The 18,688-nt window shown below is 69.5% G+C and carries 17 protein-coding genes; 6 read left to right on the forward strand and 11 right to left on the reverse strand.

Features of this window, described 5'->3' with window-relative positions; all coding sequences use genetic code 11:
• Positions 1 to 10: 10 nt before the first annotated feature.
• Genes MFF24_RS17875 through MFF24_RS17885 form a run of 3 tightly spaced genes read right to left on the reverse strand, consistent with a single transcriptional unit; the run spans position 11 to position 2,935 of the window.
• A complete protein-coding gene (locus MFF24_RS17875; protein ID WP_238226074.1) occupies positions 11 to 340 on the reverse strand; it encodes a lipid-A-disaccharide synthase N-terminal domain-containing protein in 330 nt (109 codons plus the stop codon).
• Positions 341 to 344: 4 nt separating this feature from the next.
• Entirely contained in the window at positions 345 to 1,130 is a 786-nt protein-coding gene (locus MFF24_RS17880) for a glycosyltransferase family 2 protein (protein WP_238226076.1), read from the reverse strand.
• On the reverse strand, positions 1,127 to 2,935 hold the full coding sequence (locus tag MFF24_RS17885) for an ArnT family glycosyltransferase (protein ID WP_238226103.1): 1,809 nt from the start codon (positions 2,933 to 2,935) through the stop codon (positions 1,127 to 1,129). Before MFF24_RS17885 ends, MFF24_RS17880 begins: the two co-directional genes overlap by 4 nt.
• A gap of 260 nt (positions 2,936 to 3,195) precedes the next feature.
• Here MFF24_RS17885 and MFF24_RS17890 point away from each other — a divergent pair, with 260 nt between their 5' ends.
• Together MFF24_RS17890 and MFF24_RS17895 are read left to right on the forward strand one after the other, a co-directional pair.
• Positions 3,196 to 3,390, forward strand: a complete 195-nt coding sequence (locus MFF24_RS17890) for a hypothetical protein (protein WP_003599068.1) — start codon at positions 3,196 to 3,198, stop codon at positions 3,388 to 3,390.
• 160 nt (positions 3,391 to 3,550) lie between these two features.
• Positions 3,551 to 5,182, forward strand: a complete 1,632-nt coding sequence (locus MFF24_RS17895; RefSeq protein ID WP_238226078.1) for an acyl-CoA synthetase — start codon at positions 3,551 to 3,553, stop codon at positions 5,180 to 5,182.
• A gap of 193 nt (positions 5,183 to 5,375) precedes the next feature.
• Here the strand turns inward: MFF24_RS17895 and MFF24_RS17900 are convergent, their stop codons facing one another.
• Together MFF24_RS17900 and MFF24_RS17905 are read right to left on the reverse strand one after the other, a co-directional pair.
• The gene (locus MFF24_RS17900) at positions 5,376 to 5,738 is read right to left on the reverse strand and encodes a response regulator (RefSeq protein WP_238226080.1); all 363 of its coding nucleotides are present in this window, start codon (positions 5,736 to 5,738) and stop codon (positions 5,376 to 5,378) included.
• 246 nt (positions 5,739 to 5,984) lie between these two features.
• Positions 5,985 to 7,244: an ATP-binding protein gene (locus tag MFF24_RS17905; protein WP_238226082.1), complete on the reverse strand. Its 1,260-nt coding sequence runs from the start codon at positions 7,242 to 7,244 to the stop codon at positions 5,985 to 5,987.
• A gap of 195 nt (positions 7,245 to 7,439) precedes the next feature.
• Here MFF24_RS17905 and MFF24_RS17910 point away from each other — a divergent pair, with 195 nt between their 5' ends.
• A complete protein-coding gene (locus tag MFF24_RS17910; protein ID WP_373322713.1) occupies positions 7,440 to 8,948 on the forward strand; it encodes an AMP-binding protein in 1,509 nt (502 codons plus the stop codon).
• A 259-nt stretch (positions 8,949 to 9,207) separates the two neighbouring features.
• Positions 9,208 to 9,549 carry a hypothetical protein gene (locus tag MFF24_RS17915; protein ID WP_108941870.1) on the forward strand — a complete coding sequence of 114 codons (342 nt, stop codon included), beginning with the start codon at positions 9,208 to 9,210 and terminating at the stop codon, positions 9,547 to 9,549.
• A 71-nt stretch (positions 9,550 to 9,620) separates the two neighbouring features.
• Here the strand turns inward: MFF24_RS17915 and MFF24_RS17920 are convergent, their stop codons facing one another.
• The 5 genes from MFF24_RS17920 to MFF24_RS17940 form a co-directional block, all read right to left on the reverse strand.
• Entirely contained in the window at positions 9,621 to 9,818 is a 198-nt protein-coding gene (locus tag MFF24_RS17920) for a hypothetical protein (RefSeq protein ID WP_108941869.1), read from the reverse strand.
• Positions 9,819 to 10,008: 190 nt separating this feature from the next.
• On the reverse strand, positions 10,009 to 10,377 hold the full coding sequence (locus MFF24_RS17925) for a DUF6481 family protein (RefSeq protein WP_238226089.1): 369 nt from the start codon (positions 10,375 to 10,377) through the stop codon (positions 10,009 to 10,011).
• A 104-nt stretch (positions 10,378 to 10,481) separates the two neighbouring features.
• Positions 10,482 to 10,691 carry a cold-shock protein gene (locus MFF24_RS17930; RefSeq protein ID WP_108941867.1) on the reverse strand — a complete coding sequence of 70 codons (210 nt, stop codon included), beginning with the start codon at positions 10,689 to 10,691 and terminating at the stop codon, positions 10,482 to 10,484.
• 306 nt (positions 10,692 to 10,997) lie between these two features.
• Positions 10,998 to 14,594, reverse strand: a complete 3,597-nt coding sequence (gene mfd, locus MFF24_RS17935; RefSeq protein ID WP_238226091.1) for a transcription-repair coupling factor — start codon at positions 14,592 to 14,594, stop codon at positions 10,998 to 11,000.
• Between the two features lie 200 nt (positions 14,595 to 14,794).
• Positions 14,795 to 15,091, reverse strand: coding sequence for an FAD assembly factor SdhE (locus MFF24_RS17940; RefSeq protein ID WP_108941865.1), 297 nt, complete (start codon positions 15,089 to 15,091; stop codon positions 14,795 to 14,797).
• Between the two features lie 209 nt (positions 15,092 to 15,300).
• Between MFF24_RS17940 and recG the strand changes: the two genes are divergently transcribed.
• A complete protein-coding gene (gene recG / locus MFF24_RS17945; protein WP_238226093.1) occupies positions 15,301 to 17,490 on the forward strand; it encodes an ATP-dependent DNA helicase RecG in 2,190 nt (729 codons plus the stop codon).
• A gap of 283 nt (positions 17,491 to 17,773) precedes the next feature.
• A complete protein-coding gene (locus MFF24_RS17950; RefSeq protein ID WP_108941863.1) occupies positions 17,774 to 18,103 on the forward strand; it encodes a hypothetical protein in 330 nt (109 codons plus the stop codon).
• Between the two features lie 24 nt (positions 18,104 to 18,127).
• On the opposite strand, the gene MFF24_RS17955 is transcribed toward MFF24_RS17950, so the two are convergent.
• Positions 18,128 to 18,688, reverse strand: a 561-nt coding sequence (locus MFF24_RS17955) for a DUF502 domain-containing protein (RefSeq protein WP_238226095.1), incomplete at its 5' end; no start/stop codon positions are given.

The following is an 18,688-nucleotide window of genomic DNA, read 5'->3' on the forward strand; positions in this document are numbered from 1 at the left end:
CGGGCTCGTCTCAGGCCCGGCCGGCGCGGCGCCGCTCGCGGAAGATCAGGGCGAGGTTGCGCAGGTAGATGACGGTCGAGAGGCCCTGGCCGATGATGATCACCGGCTCCCGGCGCACGAAGCCGTAGACCAGGGTCATCAGCCCGCCGAGGATCGACAGGAACCAGAACGAGAGCGGCATCACGCTCTTGCCCGCGCGCTCGCTGGCGATCCATTGCAGGATGAAGCGCGAGCCGAACACGAGCTGCGCCCCGATGCCGAACACCAGCCAGAAATCGAAGCGGGTGACGAAGACGTCGTAGAAATAGGCCGGGAGGTCCTCGGCGAGCTGGATCAGCATGGGGTCACCGGGTCTCGCTGTGCGGCACGTCCTCGGGCACATCCTCGGCCCGCGGGGCCGGGCGCCGCCGCCGGATCAGCCACCACACGCCGGCCAGATCGAGGATGCCGACCCAGAGCCGGTCGAACATCCCGTAATTCGAGCGGCCGGTGAAGCGCGGCCGGTCCACCACGTCGCGGTGGACCACCCCGAACCCCTCGCGGGTGACGAGCGCCGGCATGAAGCGATGGAGCGCATCGAAATAGGGCAGCGCGAGGTAGACCTCGCGGCGGAACACCTTGAGGCCGCAGCCGGTGTCGCGGGTGGCGTCCTTCAGGATCGTTCCGCGCACGCCGTTGGCGATCTTCGACTGGAACTGCTTCCAGGCACCCTTGCGGCCGATCCGCTGGCCCTGGGCGAGGCCGACACCCGCGCCGCCCTGGTCGAGGGCGGCGAAGAGCACGGGGATGAAGGACGGATCGTTCTGGCCGTCGCCGTCGAGGGTGGCGATGACGGGCGCACGGGCGCGCAGCACGCCGCTGCGCACCGCCCCGCTCTGGCCGCCGCTGCGGTCGTGGCGCACCACCCGGAGCCAGGGATGCTTGCCCCGCAATCCCTGGAGGGTGGCGAGGGTCTCGTCGGTCGAGCCGTCATCGACGTAGATGACCTCGAACGGCGCGAGGTTGTGGCAGGCATGGCCGATCTCGGCCACCAGCGCCTCGATATTGCCGGCCTCGTTCTTCACCGGCACCACCACGCTGAGGCGCGGCGGCCGAACATCAGGATCGGCGGACTCGCTCGTCATGCTCATGGTCTGGCGCCCGGCAGCGCGGCGTAGGCGGAGATTCCGACCGGCTTGCCGCCGTTGATGTTGAAGCCCGTGACCCGGCCGGCGGGGCTCGGCGGCTGCCCGCCTTCCGCGGCGGCGAATTCCGCTGCGAACCGATCCTCAACCAGCACGAGGCGGCAGCCGCCCTCACGCAGGAAGGCGGCGGCCTCCGCGCCGGAATTCAGCATGGCCAGATCCGTGCCGATGGTGAAGACGAGGCTCGGCTCGCGGAGCCCCAGGCTCGCCACGCGCGGAGCCTCGCAGGGCAGGGCGTCACGGATCGCGGCGAGACGCGGCGAAACCTTGAGACTCTGCAGCACCGGTTGGGTCAGGCCGAACACGGCGGCCGACAGCACCACCGAAGCGGCGATGCCGAGGGCCAGAGCGCCCTCCCCGGCCCGCTGCCCCGCCTGTTGTTCGGCCACTTGCCGGCCGCCTTGCGCGAAGGCGGCCCAGGCGAGCGCCACCAGGACGCAGGCGGCGAGCAGAAGCGGCAGGGCAGCTAGCGGCAGCACGTGATCGAGGCGCCATGCGGCGAGGCTCAGACCCAGCGTCAGCCCGACCGGGATCAGCACGACGAGACCCGCCACCCAGCGCGCGCCCGGACGGCGCGGGTCGAGCGCGCCGCGCGACAGCGCCAGCACGGTGAGGATCGCCACCGCCGGCATCAGCGGCAGGACGTAGTGCGGCAGCTTGGTCGGCACCGCCTCGAAGACCAGCCACATCGGCACGATCCAGGCCAGGAGCAGCGCCACCGCCTCCTCGCCCCGCCGCGCCCAGGCGAAGGGGATGGCGAGGGCGGCGAAGGCCGCGCCGGGCCAGAAGGTGGCGAAGAAGGCGAGCGCGTAGGCGCCGGGTGGTCCCCAATGCTTCTCGGCACCGGAGCCGACCTTGCCGAGCATGTCGCGCCCCACCGCCTCGCCGAAGAAGGCGCCGCCGCTCTTCCAGGCGATCGCCAGGAACCAGGGCGCCACCACGACTAGTGTGATGAGGAGACCCAGCCGCGGCCGGAGATCGAGGAGCCAGCGGGCGGAGCCCTCGCGCAGGGAAAGGACGAGAGCGGCGAGCCCGGCAAACAGCGGCACCATCGGCCCCTTCACGAGCACGCCGAGGGCGATCCCGAGCCAGAAGACGAGCGCCGTGCCGAGCGAGGCCGGGCCGCGGCGGCGCTCCAGCCGAGCGCGGCCGAGCCAGGCGCGGGCGAGCGCGCCGAAGGCGGCGACCGAGCAGGCGGTGAGCAGCGCGTCGGTCTTGGCCAGCCGCGCTTCGGCCGAGAGCATGATGCAGGCGGAAAACAGCGCCGCCGCCAGCAGCGCCCGGCGCCGGTCGAGCAGGGCCAGAGCAGCCCAGTAGGTCAGCAGGATCGCCGCCAGCGCGCCGAGGAGGGAGGGAATGCGGTAGAGGCCGATCTGCGTGCGCGCCCGCGGGATGCCGAGCGCCTCGCCGGCGGCTACAGTGGCGGCCTGGGCCCAGTAGATCCCGACCGGCTTCTTGTGGCGCGCCTCGGCCTGGAAGCGGATATCGACGAGGTCGCCCGTCTCCAGCATCTGCTTGGAAGCCTGGGCGAAACGCGGCTCGTCCCGGTCCATCGGCTGGAGCGAGGCGAAGCCCGGCAGGAAGCTCGCGAGCCCGATGAGCAGAAGCAGGAGGCAGGCCCGGACATGGCTCGCCGCCCCGAAGGACAGCGCCCGATCCACACGGTTCAGGAGGCTGGCCAGCAAGGCGGCCAGCGGCGGGATCCCCTCCGCCTGCGCCGACGCGGCCGGCGCGACGCCGAGATCGATCATGGGCGGCATCCGCCCCATCTCGCGCCCCATCTCGGTGCGGTCCGGCTCTGGTGGGGAGGAACGGGCATCGGCGGCTCGGGCGCGGATGAAAAGGGCCGGAGGACGGCCCGCGCCCCGGCCGGGCGCCGTGTCGATGATCCGCTTCGGATTGTCAAATGCGAGGGCCTGACGCGCCGCGGCGGCGGGCTCGCCCGCGAAAAGCAACGCAACCATGCACCGGGTGGGTAGCCGGACCGGGAGGGCGTCCCTATATCCCACTCATGGCAAACAACAGCGCAAATCCCTACACCCTCGAAATCGAAGCCTGCGAGCGCCCCGCCGGGCACTTCACCTGGGCCATCCGCCGGAACGGCAAGCTGTTTCAGCGCGCCGATCGGGTGCAGACCACGGAAGAGGCTGCCGAGCGCAGCGGGCTCGCCGCCCTGGAGAAGCTCCTCAGCGGCCGGGAGCGTTGATCGGCCCTTTTCGGCCGCTCTCGCCCTCCCCCTCTCGAACCTGATCCGACAAGGCTCCCGGGCATCTGCCCGTGGGGCCTTTTCTCTGTGGTTTCGCCTGATCACTGTCGTTTCGCCTGCGCAGCTCGGATAATCTCCCCCGAACAGGGAGGCGAGGCCGATGACGCGTGCGACGATCTACGATCGGGATCTCGATCGAAACCCCGCCAATTATCAGCCGCTCACGCCGCTGACCTATCTCGATCGCGCCGCCCGCACCTTCCCGGACCAGGTCGCGGTGATCCATGGGTCCCTGCGCCGTCCTTACGCCGAGCTCTACGCCCGCTGTCGCCGCCTCGCCGGGGCCCTGGCGGCCCGCGGCATCGGCCGCGGCGACACCGTCGCCGTGCTGCTGGCCAACACCCCGGCGATGATCGAGTGCCACTACGGCGTGCCGATGACGGGGGCCGTGCTCAACACCCTCAACACGCGCCTCGACGCGGCGGCGCTCGCCTTCTGCCTCGACCACGGCGAGGCCAAGGTGTTCATCGTCGACCGCGAATTCGCGCGGATCGGCCGCGAGGCGCTCGACCGGGCCGGGGTTTCGCCGCTGGTCATCGACTACGACGATCCGGAATTCACCGGCGAGGGCACGCCCCTCGGCGAGACCGGCTACGAAGCGCTCCTGGCGGAGGGCGATCCCGATTACGACTGGGCGATGCCGGGCGACGAGTGGGACGCGATCTCGCTGAACTACACCTCCGGCACCACGGGCGACCCGAAGGGCGTGGTCTATCACCACCGCGGCGCGGCCCTGCTCTCGCTCGGCAACGTCATCACTGCCGGGTTGCCGCAGCACGCGGTCTATCTCTGGACCCTGCCGATGTTCCACTGCAACGGCTGGTGCTTCCCCTGGACGCTCTCGATCGTGGCCGGCACCCATGTCTGCCTGCGCCAGGTGCGGGCGCCCGCGATGTACGCGGCGCTGGCCGAGCACGGCGTCACCCACCTGTCGGGCGCGCCGATCGTGATGTCGACGCTGCTCAACGCCCCCGATGCGCAGAAGCGTCCCCTCCCCCAGCGCGTCCACTTCCTCACCGCCGCCGCGCCGCCGCCCGAAGCGGTGCTCGCCGCCATGGGCGAGGCCGGCTTCGACGTCACCCATCTCTACGGCCTGACCGAGACCTACGGCCCGGCGGTCGTGAATGCGTGGCACGAGGATTGGGACGCGCTCGCCCCCGATGAGCGCGCGAAGAAGAAGGCGCGCCAGGGCGTGCGCTACCCCGTTCTGGAAGGGCTCGACGTGCGCGACCCCGAGACGATGGAATCGCTGCCCGCCGACGGGACGAGCCTCGGCGAGGTGATGTTCCGCGGCAACGTGGTGATGCGCGGCTACCTGAAAAACCCGGCCTCGACGCAGGCCGCCTTCAAGGGCGGCTGGTTCCGCTCCGGCGATCTCGGGGTGAAGCACCCCGACGGCTACATTCAATTGAAGGACCGCTCGAAGGACATCATCATCTCCGGCGGCGAGAACATCTCCTCGATCGAGGTCGAGGACGCCCTGTTCAAGCACCCCTCGGTCGCCGCCGCCGCCGTGGTGGCCAAGCCCGACGCGAAATGGGGCGAGACCCCGTGCGCCTTCATCGAGCTGAAGGAGGGCCGGGAGGCGACCTCCGAGGAGCTGGTCGCGTGGTGCCGCGAGCGGCTCGCGCCCTACAAGCTGCCGCGCCACATCGTGTTCGGCGAGTTGCCGAAGACCTCAACGGGCAAGGTGCAGAAGTTCGTCTTGAGAGAGAAGGCGCGGGAGGAGTGATACGATCTCCGCTTGATCAGAGCGGGGATCGTATCAGTAAGCCCGCGCGGCGCTTGAGCGACGGCTAAATCCGCCATCCCGAAGGGATCAATCGGATTTGGTATGATCCGGCGTCCGCTTGATCGCTTCGATGCCGCTTTCCGTCATCCCGGGGCCGCGCAGCGGAATCCGGGATCCATAGGAGCCGGCCGGCTCACCCCACGCCCAATTGCTGCGCGGCGCTCATGATCGCCGTCATGCGATAGGGTTTCATCACCAGCACGCTCTCGCTCACCTGCCGGGGCTGCTCGCTGCTGTAGCCGGTCACGTAGATCACCGGCAGGGCCGGATGGAGCAGGCGGGCGCGCTCGGCGAGGTCCCAGCCGTCGAGCTGGCCCGGAAGGCGGATGTCGGTGAAGAGGAGATCGACCCGCGCGGCCCCTTGGAGCAGGCCATAGGCCTCCTCCGCGGTGCCCGCGCTGAGCACGGCAAAGCCGGCATCCTCGAACTCCATGGTCACGGCGTTGAGCAGCATCTCTTCGTCCTCGACGACGAGCACCGTCCGCTTGTCGATCATCCCTCGCCTCTCCCTCCCTCTCGTTGCCTTGAAGGCCACCGCGCCTCGAACCTGCAGAAGGTAGCGAAGACCGCGAAGAAATCCTTAGAGCATCGTCCCGGATATCGGATTGAGGACGATGCTCTATGTTATTTTTCTGCATCGTCTTTTCCGAAAGACGGCGACCCGTCTCAGGACGATGCCCTAGCGCCGTGCCCTGTCGCGCTTTCTTTCGACGAACCGGCACCCACTTCGTCGGAAAGCGCTCTAGCCCGCGACCACCACCGGCGGCAGCAGCGGCGGCGGGACGCCGGGTTCAACGACCGGAACCGGCCGCGTCGGTGCCGGGCGGTTCGCGGCCGACCCCTGTGCCGGGAAGGACAGGTGCACCGTCGTGCCGGGCCGGTCGCCGCGCACGAAGGTGGCGTTGCCGCCCGATTGCTGCGCGAAGCCGAACACCTGGCTGAGCCCCAGGCCGGTCCCCTCCCCCAGCGGCTTGGTGGTGAAGAACGGCTCGAAGGCCCGAGCCTCGACCTCCGGCGTCATGCCGGATCCGGTGTCCGACACCTCGACAGTGAGCCCCTCGCCCCCCGGCAGCAGCCGGGTGGCCAGCGTCAGGGTCCCACCCTCCGGCATCGCGTCGCGGGCGTTGACCGCGAGGTTGAGGATCGCGTTCTCGAGCTGGTTGGGATCGATGTTCACCCGCGGCAGGTCCGGAGCGAGATCGGTCTCGATCCGGATCCGCGAGCCGATCGTGCCGCGCAGGAATTCGGCGAAGGAGGCGATCTGGGCGTTGACGTCGGTGCTCACCGGCGAGAGCGGCTGGCAGCGGGCGAAGGCCAGCAGCTTGTGCGTCATCGTCGCCGCCCGCTCGGCACCCTTCATCGCATCGCCCAGGCGCTTGCGCAGAGGACTCTCCGCGGGCAGGCCGCGCTCGACCCGGTCGAGGTTGAGCAGCACCACGTTGAGCAGATTGTTGAAGTCGTGGGCCACGCCTCCGGTGAGCTGGCCGATCGCCTCCATCTTCTGGCTCTGGCGCAGCGCTTCCTCGGCGCGCTGGCGCTCGGCATTGGCGGCTTCCAGGGCGGCGAGCGCCGCGTCGCGCTCCCGGATGCGCGCCTCCAGCGCCTCGTTGGCCTGACGGAGCTGGGTGGGCGAGGGCAGCGTCAGCGCCTTCGGCATCAGGACCCAGAGCGCCACCGCCGTGCCGATGGAGGCCATGCCCGTGAGGAGCTTGACGGCAGCCTCAAGCCCGTAATCCGGCACCCAGAGCGTCCAGATCGCCATGAGATGCGTCGCGCCGCAGGCGGTGATGAAGACGGCGAACGACCAGAAGATCCAGCCGAACACCACGTCCCGGCGGTGGGACACGAAGTAGGCCAAACCGACGGGAATCGAGAAATAGGCGAAGGCGATCAGGCTATCGGAGACGACGTGCGTCCAGATCAGCTCCGGGCGCCAGAGCAGACAGATGCCGTGGGGCGAAAGATTCTCGACCTCCCACAGCCGCCGCAGAAGTTCGAGCATCGCTTCGGCCCCGGCCCACCTGGGCGCGATCCTACAGACCGCGCGGTCACATGCTCAACAGGAATTGGGTCCTCCCGCCAAGGCCGCCTCCCCTGCCTGCGATTCTCTACGCGAGACGCCCTCGGCCCCCAAACGTTAAGCTTTGCTTAACCCTATTCGCTCATCAAACGGGGTGGTTTTCGAGGGCGGGCGCGAGTGTCGGCGCAACGGGCTATCACGCAAGCTGAGGCGTCGCCGAGGGCCTTGCAGGACGCTCTGCAAGGGGCCCTGCAACGCGCCTTGCAGGGCGCGTTGCAAGAGGCCGCACAAGGGGCTTCACAAGAGGCCTCGCAGCAGGCTTCGAAGGATGCATCCGACAAGCCCGCGGGCTCGGCGACGGACGCGGTCCCCGATGAGGCTCCGCCTCGGGCACAGGTCGCCGCCCCGCAGAGGCGTGTCAGCCTCGCCAGCCTGCTGAACGCCACGGCCCGGCGCCATCCCGACCGGATCGCGGTCGTCGATCCCGCCGACAAGCCGGATTGGAGCGACCGGCCCGCCATCACCTGGACCTATGCCGCCGCCGCCGAGATCGTCGAGCGCCTCGCCCGCGGCCTGCGCAGTTGGCGCCTGCCGCCGGGAAGCCGCATCGGCCTGTGCCTGCCGGGCTCGGCCGAGAGCGCGCTGGCGATCCTCGCCGTCGAGGCCGCCGGCCACGTCGCCTGTCTCCTGCCGGTCTCCTGGGACGAGGAGCATCTGCTCACCGCGGCGCAGAACGTGGCGCTGAGCGCGGTTCTGACCCAGGCCCGGCTCGGCTCCGCCGCACCCGCGCAACGTCTCTGCAATGTCGCCGCGCGCTATTTCGGCCTGCGCTACCTCGCCGCCTTCGGTCCCGACGTGCCGGACGGGGTGATCAACCTCGACCGGTTCGTTCTCGACGGCCCCGCCGGAGAGCTCACCGGACCGGCGCCCGAATCCGCCGGCCTCATCAGCTTCGTCGGCGGCGATCCCGAGCGGCCGGTCTACCGCAGCGGTGAATCGGTGGTGGCGGCGGCCGCCGCGCATCTCGTAGCGATGCGGGTCGCACCCGCCGAGCGCATCCTCAGCCTGATCGCCCCGCATGACCTGCGCGGCCTCGCCACCGGGCTCGCCGCCGCCCTCGTGGCGGGCGCGAGCCTGGAAACGCTTCCGCTTTTCGACGGCGCGGCCTTCGCGGCGGCCCTGCGCCGACCAGGGCCGACCCATCTCGTCGCTCCCGCCTTCCTCGAGAAGAACCTCGCCGGCCGCGACATGCCGGCGGATCTGCGCTCGGTTGCCCTGGTTCACCGGGCACCAACCCGTCTCCCCGGCCGCAGCCGCGCCGTGGGCCTGCCGCAGAGCCTGCGGCTCGACACGGTGGTCGATACGATCGTCTTCGATGAGACGGCACTGCTTTCCGGCCGACGCGGAACCTCGGGCGATCTGTCTCTCGTGCTCGGCAAGCCGGAACGCCTCTCCCTCCCCGCCACGCTGATGGCGCTGCGACACGGGCCGGACGGGCGTCTCGCCTTCCGCGGCCAAGCGTGCTCCGTGCGGGCGCTGCAACGCGGAAGCCGGCCCGACGCGCCGGACAGCGCTTGGCGGGAGACCTCCTACGCGCCGGTGCTGTTCGCGGGCCTCGCCACCGCGATCGAGACGGTCGAGACGCCCGACTCCACTGCGTCCCCGGAAAATTTTGCGCCCGCGTAATCCGGTCCGTCTGCCGCAGCGCAGGCGGAATCCCCGCCTTTATTGCGGCGGAGAAAAGATCAGAGAAATCAACGGGTAATCGCGCGAGCCACGCGCCGCGGCGCCCTTCATCAGGGCCTGTGCAGTGCAGTTCATCAGACCTTCAGCCGAGCGGTTCCATGTTGAATTGATCTGCATGGCCGGCGAACCAATCGTGACCGTGCGGGTTATCCGGGGTGCCTCTTCACACGAGGCGCGACATGGGGTAACGCTGAAGCTTATGGGTGCGCTGCAACAAGTGCTCGTCGTAGACGATGGCCGCCGGGCCGTCGACCGCTCTCTTGCTGCCGACCTTGCCGGGCTCGGTTACGCGAGCGTGACCGCTTCGATCGAAGCGGCCGACGACGTTCTCGCCGTGATCGCTCGCCCCGCGGCGATCGTTCTCCAGCTCTCTTCCAGCCCGAACCCGCAGATCGCCGCCCTGGCCAACCGCCTGCGTGAGCAGATGCGCGTCGGCGGCATTCCGGTGATCGAAATGGATGACGCGGGCCCCCGCGCCGGTGCCCCCGTCGATCTGAAGAGCCGGATCGGACCCTACGTGCTCAACGAGCCGGAGCTGTAAGGCTTTCCCTTAACGGGACAATGACGGGCGGGCCGAGGGCCCGCCTTTTTCGTTTGTGCGGAGACGAGCGATTATGCCGCCGCGACGATCTCGCTCTCGCGGACGGCGCGCTCCGCCGAGCCCGAGCGGATCCGGTAGGACGGCTCACCGGTCGGATCGTCGGGCATCAGGCGGACGACCTCGCTGATCGCGCCGAACCCCAGTCGCTCGTCGAGGGGCGAGGATTGGGCGCGGCGAACGCGCTGGCCGAGCTTGAACTTGTGCATCATCGGTATTCTCCTCGAACGCTGTCCGCCGGAGCGTCGAAGACGGCTTCGGGCGGAGGAGAGCCCCATCGGGACAACGAACGAGCGCCGATCGTGGCCTTAAGCGGGGATCGAAATCGGCCCCGGCGCCGTGCCGGGGCGGGTTCCGCGCGTCGGACGGGTCCGGCTCGCGGTCAGGGCTGCCGGCAGGCGGTCAGCGCCGCAGCTTGATCTTGGCCTTGCGGGCGGCGTAGCGAGCGTCCCGCTCTTCTTTCTGCTTGGCCTGGGCGAGGCGGGCGCGCTCGGCGGCGGCCTCGATCTCGGCGGCCTTGCGCGCGGCCTCCGCCGCGCGCTCCGCGGCGGCGATGGCGGCCAGCCGCTCGGCCTCAACGCGCCGCTGCATCTCGCGCTCCTGAACCCGCTCTTCGCGAGCGACGGCGATCGCGCGGCGCTCGGCGCCGCGGGCCTGCACGGCCGGGTCGTCCTGGGAGGGGCGGGCGCGGAAGCGGGCGAGCATGGCCTCCCGTGCGGAGGCAGAATCCTGGCGACGGTCGTCGAAGGAGTTTTGTTTGCTGAAGCTCACAGAGTGTCCTTGATCGTGCCGGGCGCGAGGAGCGAGCCGCGGCCTAAAAAGCGCAAAGCCGCTCCGGTCCGGAGCGGCTTCGACATGTCGGGTTCAGGCGCGGATTACGCGACCTGGAGCTGTCCCGCCGACTGCTTGCCGGAACGGCGGTCGGTTTCCATCTCGTAGGAGACCCGCTGGCCCTCGGTGAGGCCGCGCAGGCCGGCGCGCTCGACGGCGGAGATGTGGACGAAAACGTCCTTCGAGCCGTCCTCAGGCTGGATGAAGCCGAAGCCCTTCTGCTCGTTGAACCACTTGACGGTGCCGGTGCTCATAGAATGTCCTTGTCTCCGCAGGATGCAGCTAGCGAGCCTCCGCGCCCTGCGGCACCGAGGCTGTGTCGTTCGACCGATAACGAAGGAAAATGAGAACCGCCCTGCGGAGGCGTTACGGCCCAGAAAATCCGGCCTCGCATCGATGAGAACTTATATGCAATTGGAATGGAGCTTTATCAAGGCGGTATTTTATTTTTCGTATCGCAATAATTGTTGGCAGATCGCTTGAAACGACCTGCCTGCACCCGCGATTCTTCAATTCGTAGCGCGTGTTGAGGGCGAGAATCTCCTCGCCCCGCCACGTCTTCACGCCGCCTTCTTCGCCCGCTTGGCGATGGTCACGAGGCCGCGCATGATCTGCGTGGTCTCTTTCAGGCGCTTGGGCACGGTGTCGAGTTCGCGGATGAACACGACGCTCATGTCGGGACGGACCTTGGCGAAGGAGCCCTGCTCCACGACCATGGCGGCCAGCCCCTGCGGGTTGGCGAAGGACTTTTCGCGGAAGTGGACCACGACGCCCTTCGGCCCGGCCTCGACCTTTTCGACATTGGCCTCGCGGCACAGGATCTTGATGGTCACGATCTTCAGGAGCTGCTCCACCTCCGGCGGCAGCGGCCCGAAGCGGTCGATCAGCTCGGCCCCGAAGCTCTCCATTTCGGCGTCGTTCTCCAGCGTCGAGAGGCGCCGGTAGAGGCCGAGCCGGACGGTGAGATCCTCGACGTAATCCTCCGGGATCGTGACGGGGGCGCCGAGCGCGATCGTCGGCGACCACGCCTCCTCCACCGGCTCCTCGATCCCGGCTTTCAGCGCGGTGACGGCGTCCTCCAGCATCTGCTGGTAGAGTTCGTAACCCACTTCCTTGATGTGGCCGGACTGGGCGTCGCCGAGCAGATTGCCGGCACCGCGGATGTCGAGATCGTGGGAGGCGAGCTGGAAGCCGGCGCCGAGCGTGTCGAGGCTCTGGAGCACCTTGAGCCGCTGCTCGGCCTGGGTGGTGAGCTGACGGTTGGCCGGCGTCGTGAACAGAGCATAGGCCCGCGCCTTGGAGCGGCCGACGCGCCCGCGGAGCTGGTAGAGCGCGGCCAGCCCGAACATGTCGGCCCGGTGCACGATCAGCGTGTTGGCCGTCGGGATGTCGAGGCCGGATTCGACGATGGTGGTCGAGAGCAGCACGTCGTACTTGCCCTCGTAGAACGCGGTCATGACGTCCTCGAGCTGGCCCGCCGCCATCTGGCCGTGGGCGACCGCAACGGTGACCTCCGGCATCTCCTGATCGAGGAAGCGCTTGACCTCTGCCAGATCCTCGATGCGCGGCACCACGTAGAAGGCCTGTCCACCGCGGTAGCGCTCGCGCAGCAGCGCCTCGCGGATCAGCAGTGGGTCGAACGGCGTCACGAAGGTGCGCACGGCCAGACGATCCACCGGCGGCGTGGCGATGATCGAGAGTTCGCGCACGCCCGTCATGGCGAGTTGCAGCGTGCGCGGGATCGGGGTGGCCGAGAGCGTCAGCACGTGGACGTCGGCCTGGAGCGCCTTCAGCCGCTCCTTGTGAGCGACGCCGAAATGCTGCTCCTCGTCGACGATGATGAGGCCGAGATCCTTGAAGGCGACGTTCTTGGCCAAGAGCGCATGGGTGCCGACCACGATGTCGACCTTGCCCTCGGCGAGCCCCGCACGGGTCTGGCGCTGGTCCCCGGCCGAGACGAAGCGCGAGAGCTGGGCGACGTTGATCGGCAGACCTTTGAAGCGCTCGGCAAACGTCCGGTAGTGCTGGCGCGCGAGAAGCGTCGTCGGCACCACCACGGCGACTTGCTTGCCCGAGATCGCCGAGGCGAAGGCCGCGCGGAGCGCCACCTCGGTCTTGCCGAAGCCGACATCGCCGCAGACGAGGCGGTCCATCGGCCGCCCGGCATTGAGGTCGTCGAGCACCGCGTCGATGGCGTTGGCCTGATCCTCGGTCTCCTGGAAGGCAAAGCGGGCGGCGAACTCCTCGTAGAGGCCCTCCGGCGCCTTGAGCGAGGGCGCGGGCTTCACGAAGCGCGCGGCGGCGACCTTGATGAGTTCGCCCGCCATCTCGAGGATGCGGCGCTTCATCTTGGCCTTGCGGGCCTGCCACGCCCCGCCGCCGAGGCGGTCGAGCGCGACCTCGGAATCCTCCGAGCCGTAGCGGGTCAGTAGCTCGATATTCTCCACCGGCAAGAGCAGCAGGCCGCCGGCATATTGCAGTTCCAGGCAATCGTGCGGCGCACCGGCCGCGGTGATGGTCTTGAGGCCGACGAAGCGGCCGATGCCGTGGTCGGCGTGGACCACGAGGTCGCCGGGCTGGAGCGCCTGCACCTCCAGGATGATGTCCTGGGGCCGCTTGGACTTGCGCTTCTGGCGCACCAGGCGGTCGCCGAGGATGTCGCCCTCGGCCACCACCGCCAGCTTGTCGAGGGTGAAGCCCGCCTCCAGGCCCCAGACCGCGACCGCTACGTCGGTGCCACGCTTGAGCGCGTTCACGGCCGTGAAGGTGTTGATTTCGATCGGCTTCTTGAGGCCGTGGTCGGTCAGCACGCCGCAGAGCCGGTCGCGGGAACCGTCGGACCAGGATCCAAGGATCACATGATGCCCGGATGCCTGGAGGTCGCGGATATGCGCCACCGCAGCGTCGAACACGCTGGCTGCCTCGTCCGCCCGCTCGGGCGCGAAGTTGCGGCCGGCCCTGGCGCCGCAATCGATCACCGCCCGCTCATCCGAATCCGGCTGGGCGAAGGGGCTGAGCCGCGCCACCGTGCCGGCCTCGACCTTGCCCTTCCACTCGTTGGGGGTGAGGTAGAGCGCGCGGGGCGGCAGCGGCTTGTAGGGCGCCACCCCCGATTGCGGGTTCTTCAGCGCCGCCTCGCGGGCCTGGAAATAGTCCTGGATCAGCGAGAGCCGCTCGGACGCCGCCTCCTCGACCTGCGGGTCGAACAGCATCGGCACGTCGCCGAGATAGTCGAACAGGGTGTCGAGGCCGTCGTAGAACAGCGGCATCCAGTGCTCAACGCCGGCATAGCGCCGCCCCTCGCTCACCGTCTCGTAGAGCCGGTCGTCGCGGGTCGCCGCGCCGAAGCTCGACAGGTAGCCCTGGCGGAAGCGCCGGATCGTCTCGGTGGTGAGTTGCACCTCGCTCATCGGCACGAGGTCGAGGGAGCGGAGCGAACCCACCGTGCGCTGCGTCTCCGGATCGAAGGCGCGGATCGATTCGAGGGTGTCGCCGAAGAAATCGAGGCGGATCGGGTTCGGCAGGCCCGGCGGCGACAGGTCGAGGATGCCGCCGCGCACGGCGTATTCGCCGGTATCCCGCACGGTCCCCGTGCGCAGAAACCCGTTGGCCTCGACCCAGGCGACCACCTTGTCCATCGGCACCACGTTGCCGATCGCAGCCGAGAAGGTCTCGACCGCGACCCGAGCGCGCGGCGGCACCCGCTGCACCAGGGCGTTGACCGTGGTGCAGAGGATGCGCGGCTTCTCTTCCGAGGAGCGCGAGCGGGTCAGGCGCGAGAGCGCGGTCATGCGCTGCGCGGCGATCGCGGCATTGGGCGAGACGCGGTCGTAGGGCTGGCAATCCCAGGCCGGGAAGCTCATCGCCTCGATCTCGGGGGCGACGAATTTGAGCGCGTTCTGGAAGGCGTTGGAGCGCCCGGAATCTCGCGCGACGTGAACCAGCACCGCCGGCCCCTCGAAGGTGCCCGACAGCGCGCGGGCGAGGTCGGCCGCCACCAGCGCGTCGAAGCCGTCGGGGACGGAGGCCAGCGTCGGGCTGTCGCCACGCTTGATCGCATCGAGCGCCTTGGTCAGCGGCGCCGATTTCGGCAGGGCGAAGCGGGCGGTCTGCGGCTTCGGAGCGGGAGCGGGCGGCTTGGGCTGGGGTTTGGCCATCAGGATGTCGGTTGTGGAAAGGGCTCGACCAGGGTTCCCCTCCCCCCTCTGCAGGGGAGGGTGGCCCTCGCGTGCAGAGGGTCGGGAGAAAGGAGCGCCGCGTCCGGAAAGACCTGAGCCGGCCCCTCACCCGCCCGCTCCCGCTTCAGGGGAGAGGGAAGGCCGGCGCATAACAGGAAGCTGCCCGCGGCGGCGAACGTTCAGTTATGAATGGGCGCGTCGTGCCGATGGAACGCTTTGAGTCGGCGATAGACGGCGGTGTCGTAGTTCTCCGGCGTCGGGTCCTCGCCGGTGAGCCAGCGGAACAGGTCGCGGTCGGGCACCTCGATCAGCGCCTCGAACTGCGTCAGCTCTTCCTCCGAGAGCTCACCAATCTCGGCATCGGCGAAGCGGCCCATGATCAGGTCCATCTCGCGGATGCCGCGGTGCCACGCGCGGAACAAGGTGCGGCGGCGGCGCGGGTCGAGGTCGGCGCTGGTGCGGGTGGTGCCGGACATGGACTGTCCCCTGGTAATCCTGAACCCGCATGTAGAGGGGCAGGCGGCCGCGGGCAAACGGCGCGTCGGCGCATGCCGCGACCATCTGGGTCACGGGGCCGGTGAGATGCACGCGCGTGATGCCATATGCGCAGATGCGGCGAAGGCAGGAAGCGGGGTATACGGTGGCCGCGCATCGCCACGCTCGAAAGGTTCTCGAACCCGGTCACATGACCTCGGATATCAGCCAGACCCTCGGACCTCCTGCGGAAAACGCCCCTCCCCGCCCCGGCGGGGATGACGCCCCGTCCTTACGCCCCAGCATCCTCGATCCGCTCTTCGCCCCCGCCCGCGGCCTGCCCGGCGTCGGATCGAAGATCGCGCCGCTGATCGAGAAGCTGCTGGGCTCCGAGGAGCGGCCGGCCCGCGTCGCCGACCTGCTGTTCCACCTGCCCCAGAGCGGCGTTGCCCGGCCGCTCTGCGGCTCGATCCGCGACGCGCCGACGGGCGAACCCGTGACCCTCGGCGTCACCGTGGTGGCGCACCGGCCGCCGATGCTGGGCAAGCGCGCCTTCCGAGTGCTGGTCGAGGACGGGACCGGCGACATCAGCCTCGTCTTCTTCGGCATGCCGCGCGGGCGCATCGACAAGATGCTGCCCATCGGCAGCCACCGCTACGTCTCGGGCCGGATCGACCTCTGGGACGGCACCCGACAGATGGTGCATCCCTCCCGCATCCTCGACCAGGAGGGGCTCGCGAGCCTGCCCGCGGTCGAGCCGATCTACGGCGCGACCGAGGGGCTGACCTCGCGGGTCATCAGCAAAATCGTTCACGGCGCGCTCGATCGGCTTCCCGTGCTGCCGGAGTGGCAGGACGCATCGTATCTCGCCCGCAACCGCTTCCCGCCGTTTGCCGAGGCGCTACGCATCGAGCATCGGCCGGAAGAGGCTCCCCCTCCCCCGGTCGAGGGACAGGCGCCGCCCGCGAGCCCCGCGCGCAAGCGCCTCGCCTACGACGAGCTGCTGGCCTCGCAGCTCGCGCTCGCCCTGGTGCGGGCCCGGCAGCGGCGCAAGGCCGGCCGGGTCAATGCCGGCGACGGTCATCTCAAGGAACAGGTCGAGGCCGCCCTGCCCTTCGCGCTCACCGGGGCGCAGGCGCGGGCGGTGGCGGAGATCCGCGCCGACATGGCCGCCGAGCGGCGGATGCTGCGCCTGCTCCAGGGCGATGTCGGCTCCGGCAAGACCGCCGTGGCGTTGCTCGCCATGGCCTCCGCCGTCGAGGCCGGGCGGCAGGCCGCCCTGATGGCCCCGACCGAGATTCTCGCGCGCCAGCATTACGAGCGGCTGGTGCCGCTGGCCGGCGCCATGCGCCTGCGGCTGCTGACCGGCCGCGATCGGGCCGCCGAGCGCCGGGCGACGCTGGCGGATCTGGCCGCCGGCGAGATCGACATCGTGGTCGGCACCCACGCCCTGTTCCAGGACGCGGTGGCCTTCCGCGATCTCGGCCTCGCCGTAGTGGACGAGCAGCACCGCTTCGGCGTGCACCAGCGCCTCGCGCTGGGCGCCAAGGGCGAGGCGGTGGACATCCTGGTGATGACCGCGACCCCGATCCCGCGCACCCTGGCGCTGACCTTCTTCGGCGACATGGACGTCTCGGTGCTCGACGAGAAGCCGGCCGGGCGCCAGCCGATCAAGACCATCACCGTGCCGGTGGAGCGCATCGACGAGGTGGTGGGGGGCCTGCACCGGGCGCTGGCGGCGGGTGACCGGGTCTACTGGATCTGCCCGCTGGTCGCCGAATCCGAGTACGTCGATCTCGCCGCGGCCGGCGAGCGCTTCGAGGATCTCAAACACCATTTCGGCGACGCGGTCGGCCTGATCCACGGCAAGATGCCGGGGCCGGAGAAGGACGCGGCGATGGAAGCCTTCGCAGCGGGGCGTACCCGCGTGCTCGTCTCGACCACGGTGGTGGAGGTCGGCGTCGACGTGCCGGAGGCCACCATCATGGTGATCGAGCATGCCGAGCGCTTCGGGCTGGCCCAGCTCCACCAGCTCCGCGGCCGGGTCGGGCGCGGCTCCAAGGCCTCCTCCTGCCTGTTGCTCTATCGCGGCCCGCTCGGGCAGGTCGCCAAGGCGCGGCTGGAGATGATGCGGGGCAGCGAGGACGGCTTCCGCATCGCCGAGGAAGACCTGCGCCTGCGCGGCGAGGGCGAGGTGCTCGGCACCCGCCAATCCGGCGCGGCCGCCTTCCGCCTCGCCCGGCTCGAGACCGACGGCGACCTGCTGGAGGCCGCCCGCGACGATGCCCGGCTGATCGTGGAGCGCGACCCGCGCCTCCAGAGCGAGCGCGGCCGGGCGCTGAGGGTGCTGCTCTACCTGTTCGAGCGGGAAGCCGCGATCCGGCTGATCGGGGCGGGCTGAACGGAAACGTTCAGGGTTTCGTTCAGAATCACCGGAATCTGAATGGCCCGTTCAGGAACCCGGCCCTAGCACGAAAGGGTGAACGGCTGCGGCAACGCTGCGCGAAGCGACAGCGTTTTTCGTTTTATATCAACGGTTTAGAGGACGATCTTGACCCCGCAACCGAGGGCTCGTCCGGGCAGAAATATCGAAGATACCTTGTATCTGCCCAAATTGCCGCTTAACTGAAGATGAACAAACGGCCTCGTAGACCGGGGTGCCACTGGAAAAAAGGAGGATCGCGATGTCGATCGCACCGTTCCAACGCCTGCCGGGTTCCTCCGAGAATTGGGGAGCCGACACGCTCTCCGTCGAACCCTGGCTCATGCCGATCTCGGATCGCGCGGCGCGCGACGAGACCACGACGGACGCTTTGGCGAAGGCCGTGCGGCAATCCTCGCGCCGGCTCTGGCTCGCGGCCAACGCGCTCTGCGCGGGCCTCGCCCTGCTGCTGACCGCCCAGATCGCGACCGATTGGTCCTCTTCGCCGGTCGCCCGCCCCGTGACCGGCCATCAGGTCGCCGACGCAACCCCGCCGACGCTGCCTGTCGAGAAGGCCTCGCTGCACCACTAAGGCGCAGACGCCTCGAAGATCGCCTCAGAGATCAGGGCGCGCCGGTTCCCGGCGCGCCTTTTCCGTCTCTGGGGCCGCCTCGCTCCCCGTCACCTGCGCCTGGCGCAGGGATGCGGCCATGGCGTGGAAGCCGGCCCGTGGATCCTCCGGCTGGATCACGCCCGCTGACATCACGAGCTTGGCAGCGTCGTCCACGCTGATATCGACCTCCACGACCTCGGCGCGCGGCAGGTAGAAGAAGAATCCCGTGGTCGGGTTCGGCGCGCAGGGCAGGAACACGCCGACATAGTCGTGCGCGCCGCCCTCCTTGGCCTGCAGCGCGCCCCGCACCTCGTTCGCCGCAGGCGCCGAGAGGAACACCACCGACCACGTCCCCTTCACCGGGAACTCGACGAGTCCGACGGTGCGGAAGGAGGTGCCGTTGGCCGAGAACAGCGTCTCGAAGATCTGGCGCAGGCCGCGGTAGAGCCCGGAGATTGTCTGTTGGCGCTCTGTTAGGAAGAGGCCATCCCGCAGCCGCGGGGTGCCTGGTCCGGGTGGCCACCCGGACCAGGCGCGGGGCGCCGACCGTCCCGGAATGGGGCT

Source organism: Methylorubrum aminovorans (genome assembly GCF_022179725.1).
Taxonomy (GTDB): domain Bacteria; phylum Pseudomonadota; class Alphaproteobacteria; order Rhizobiales; family Beijerinckiaceae; genus Methylobacterium; species Methylobacterium aminovorans.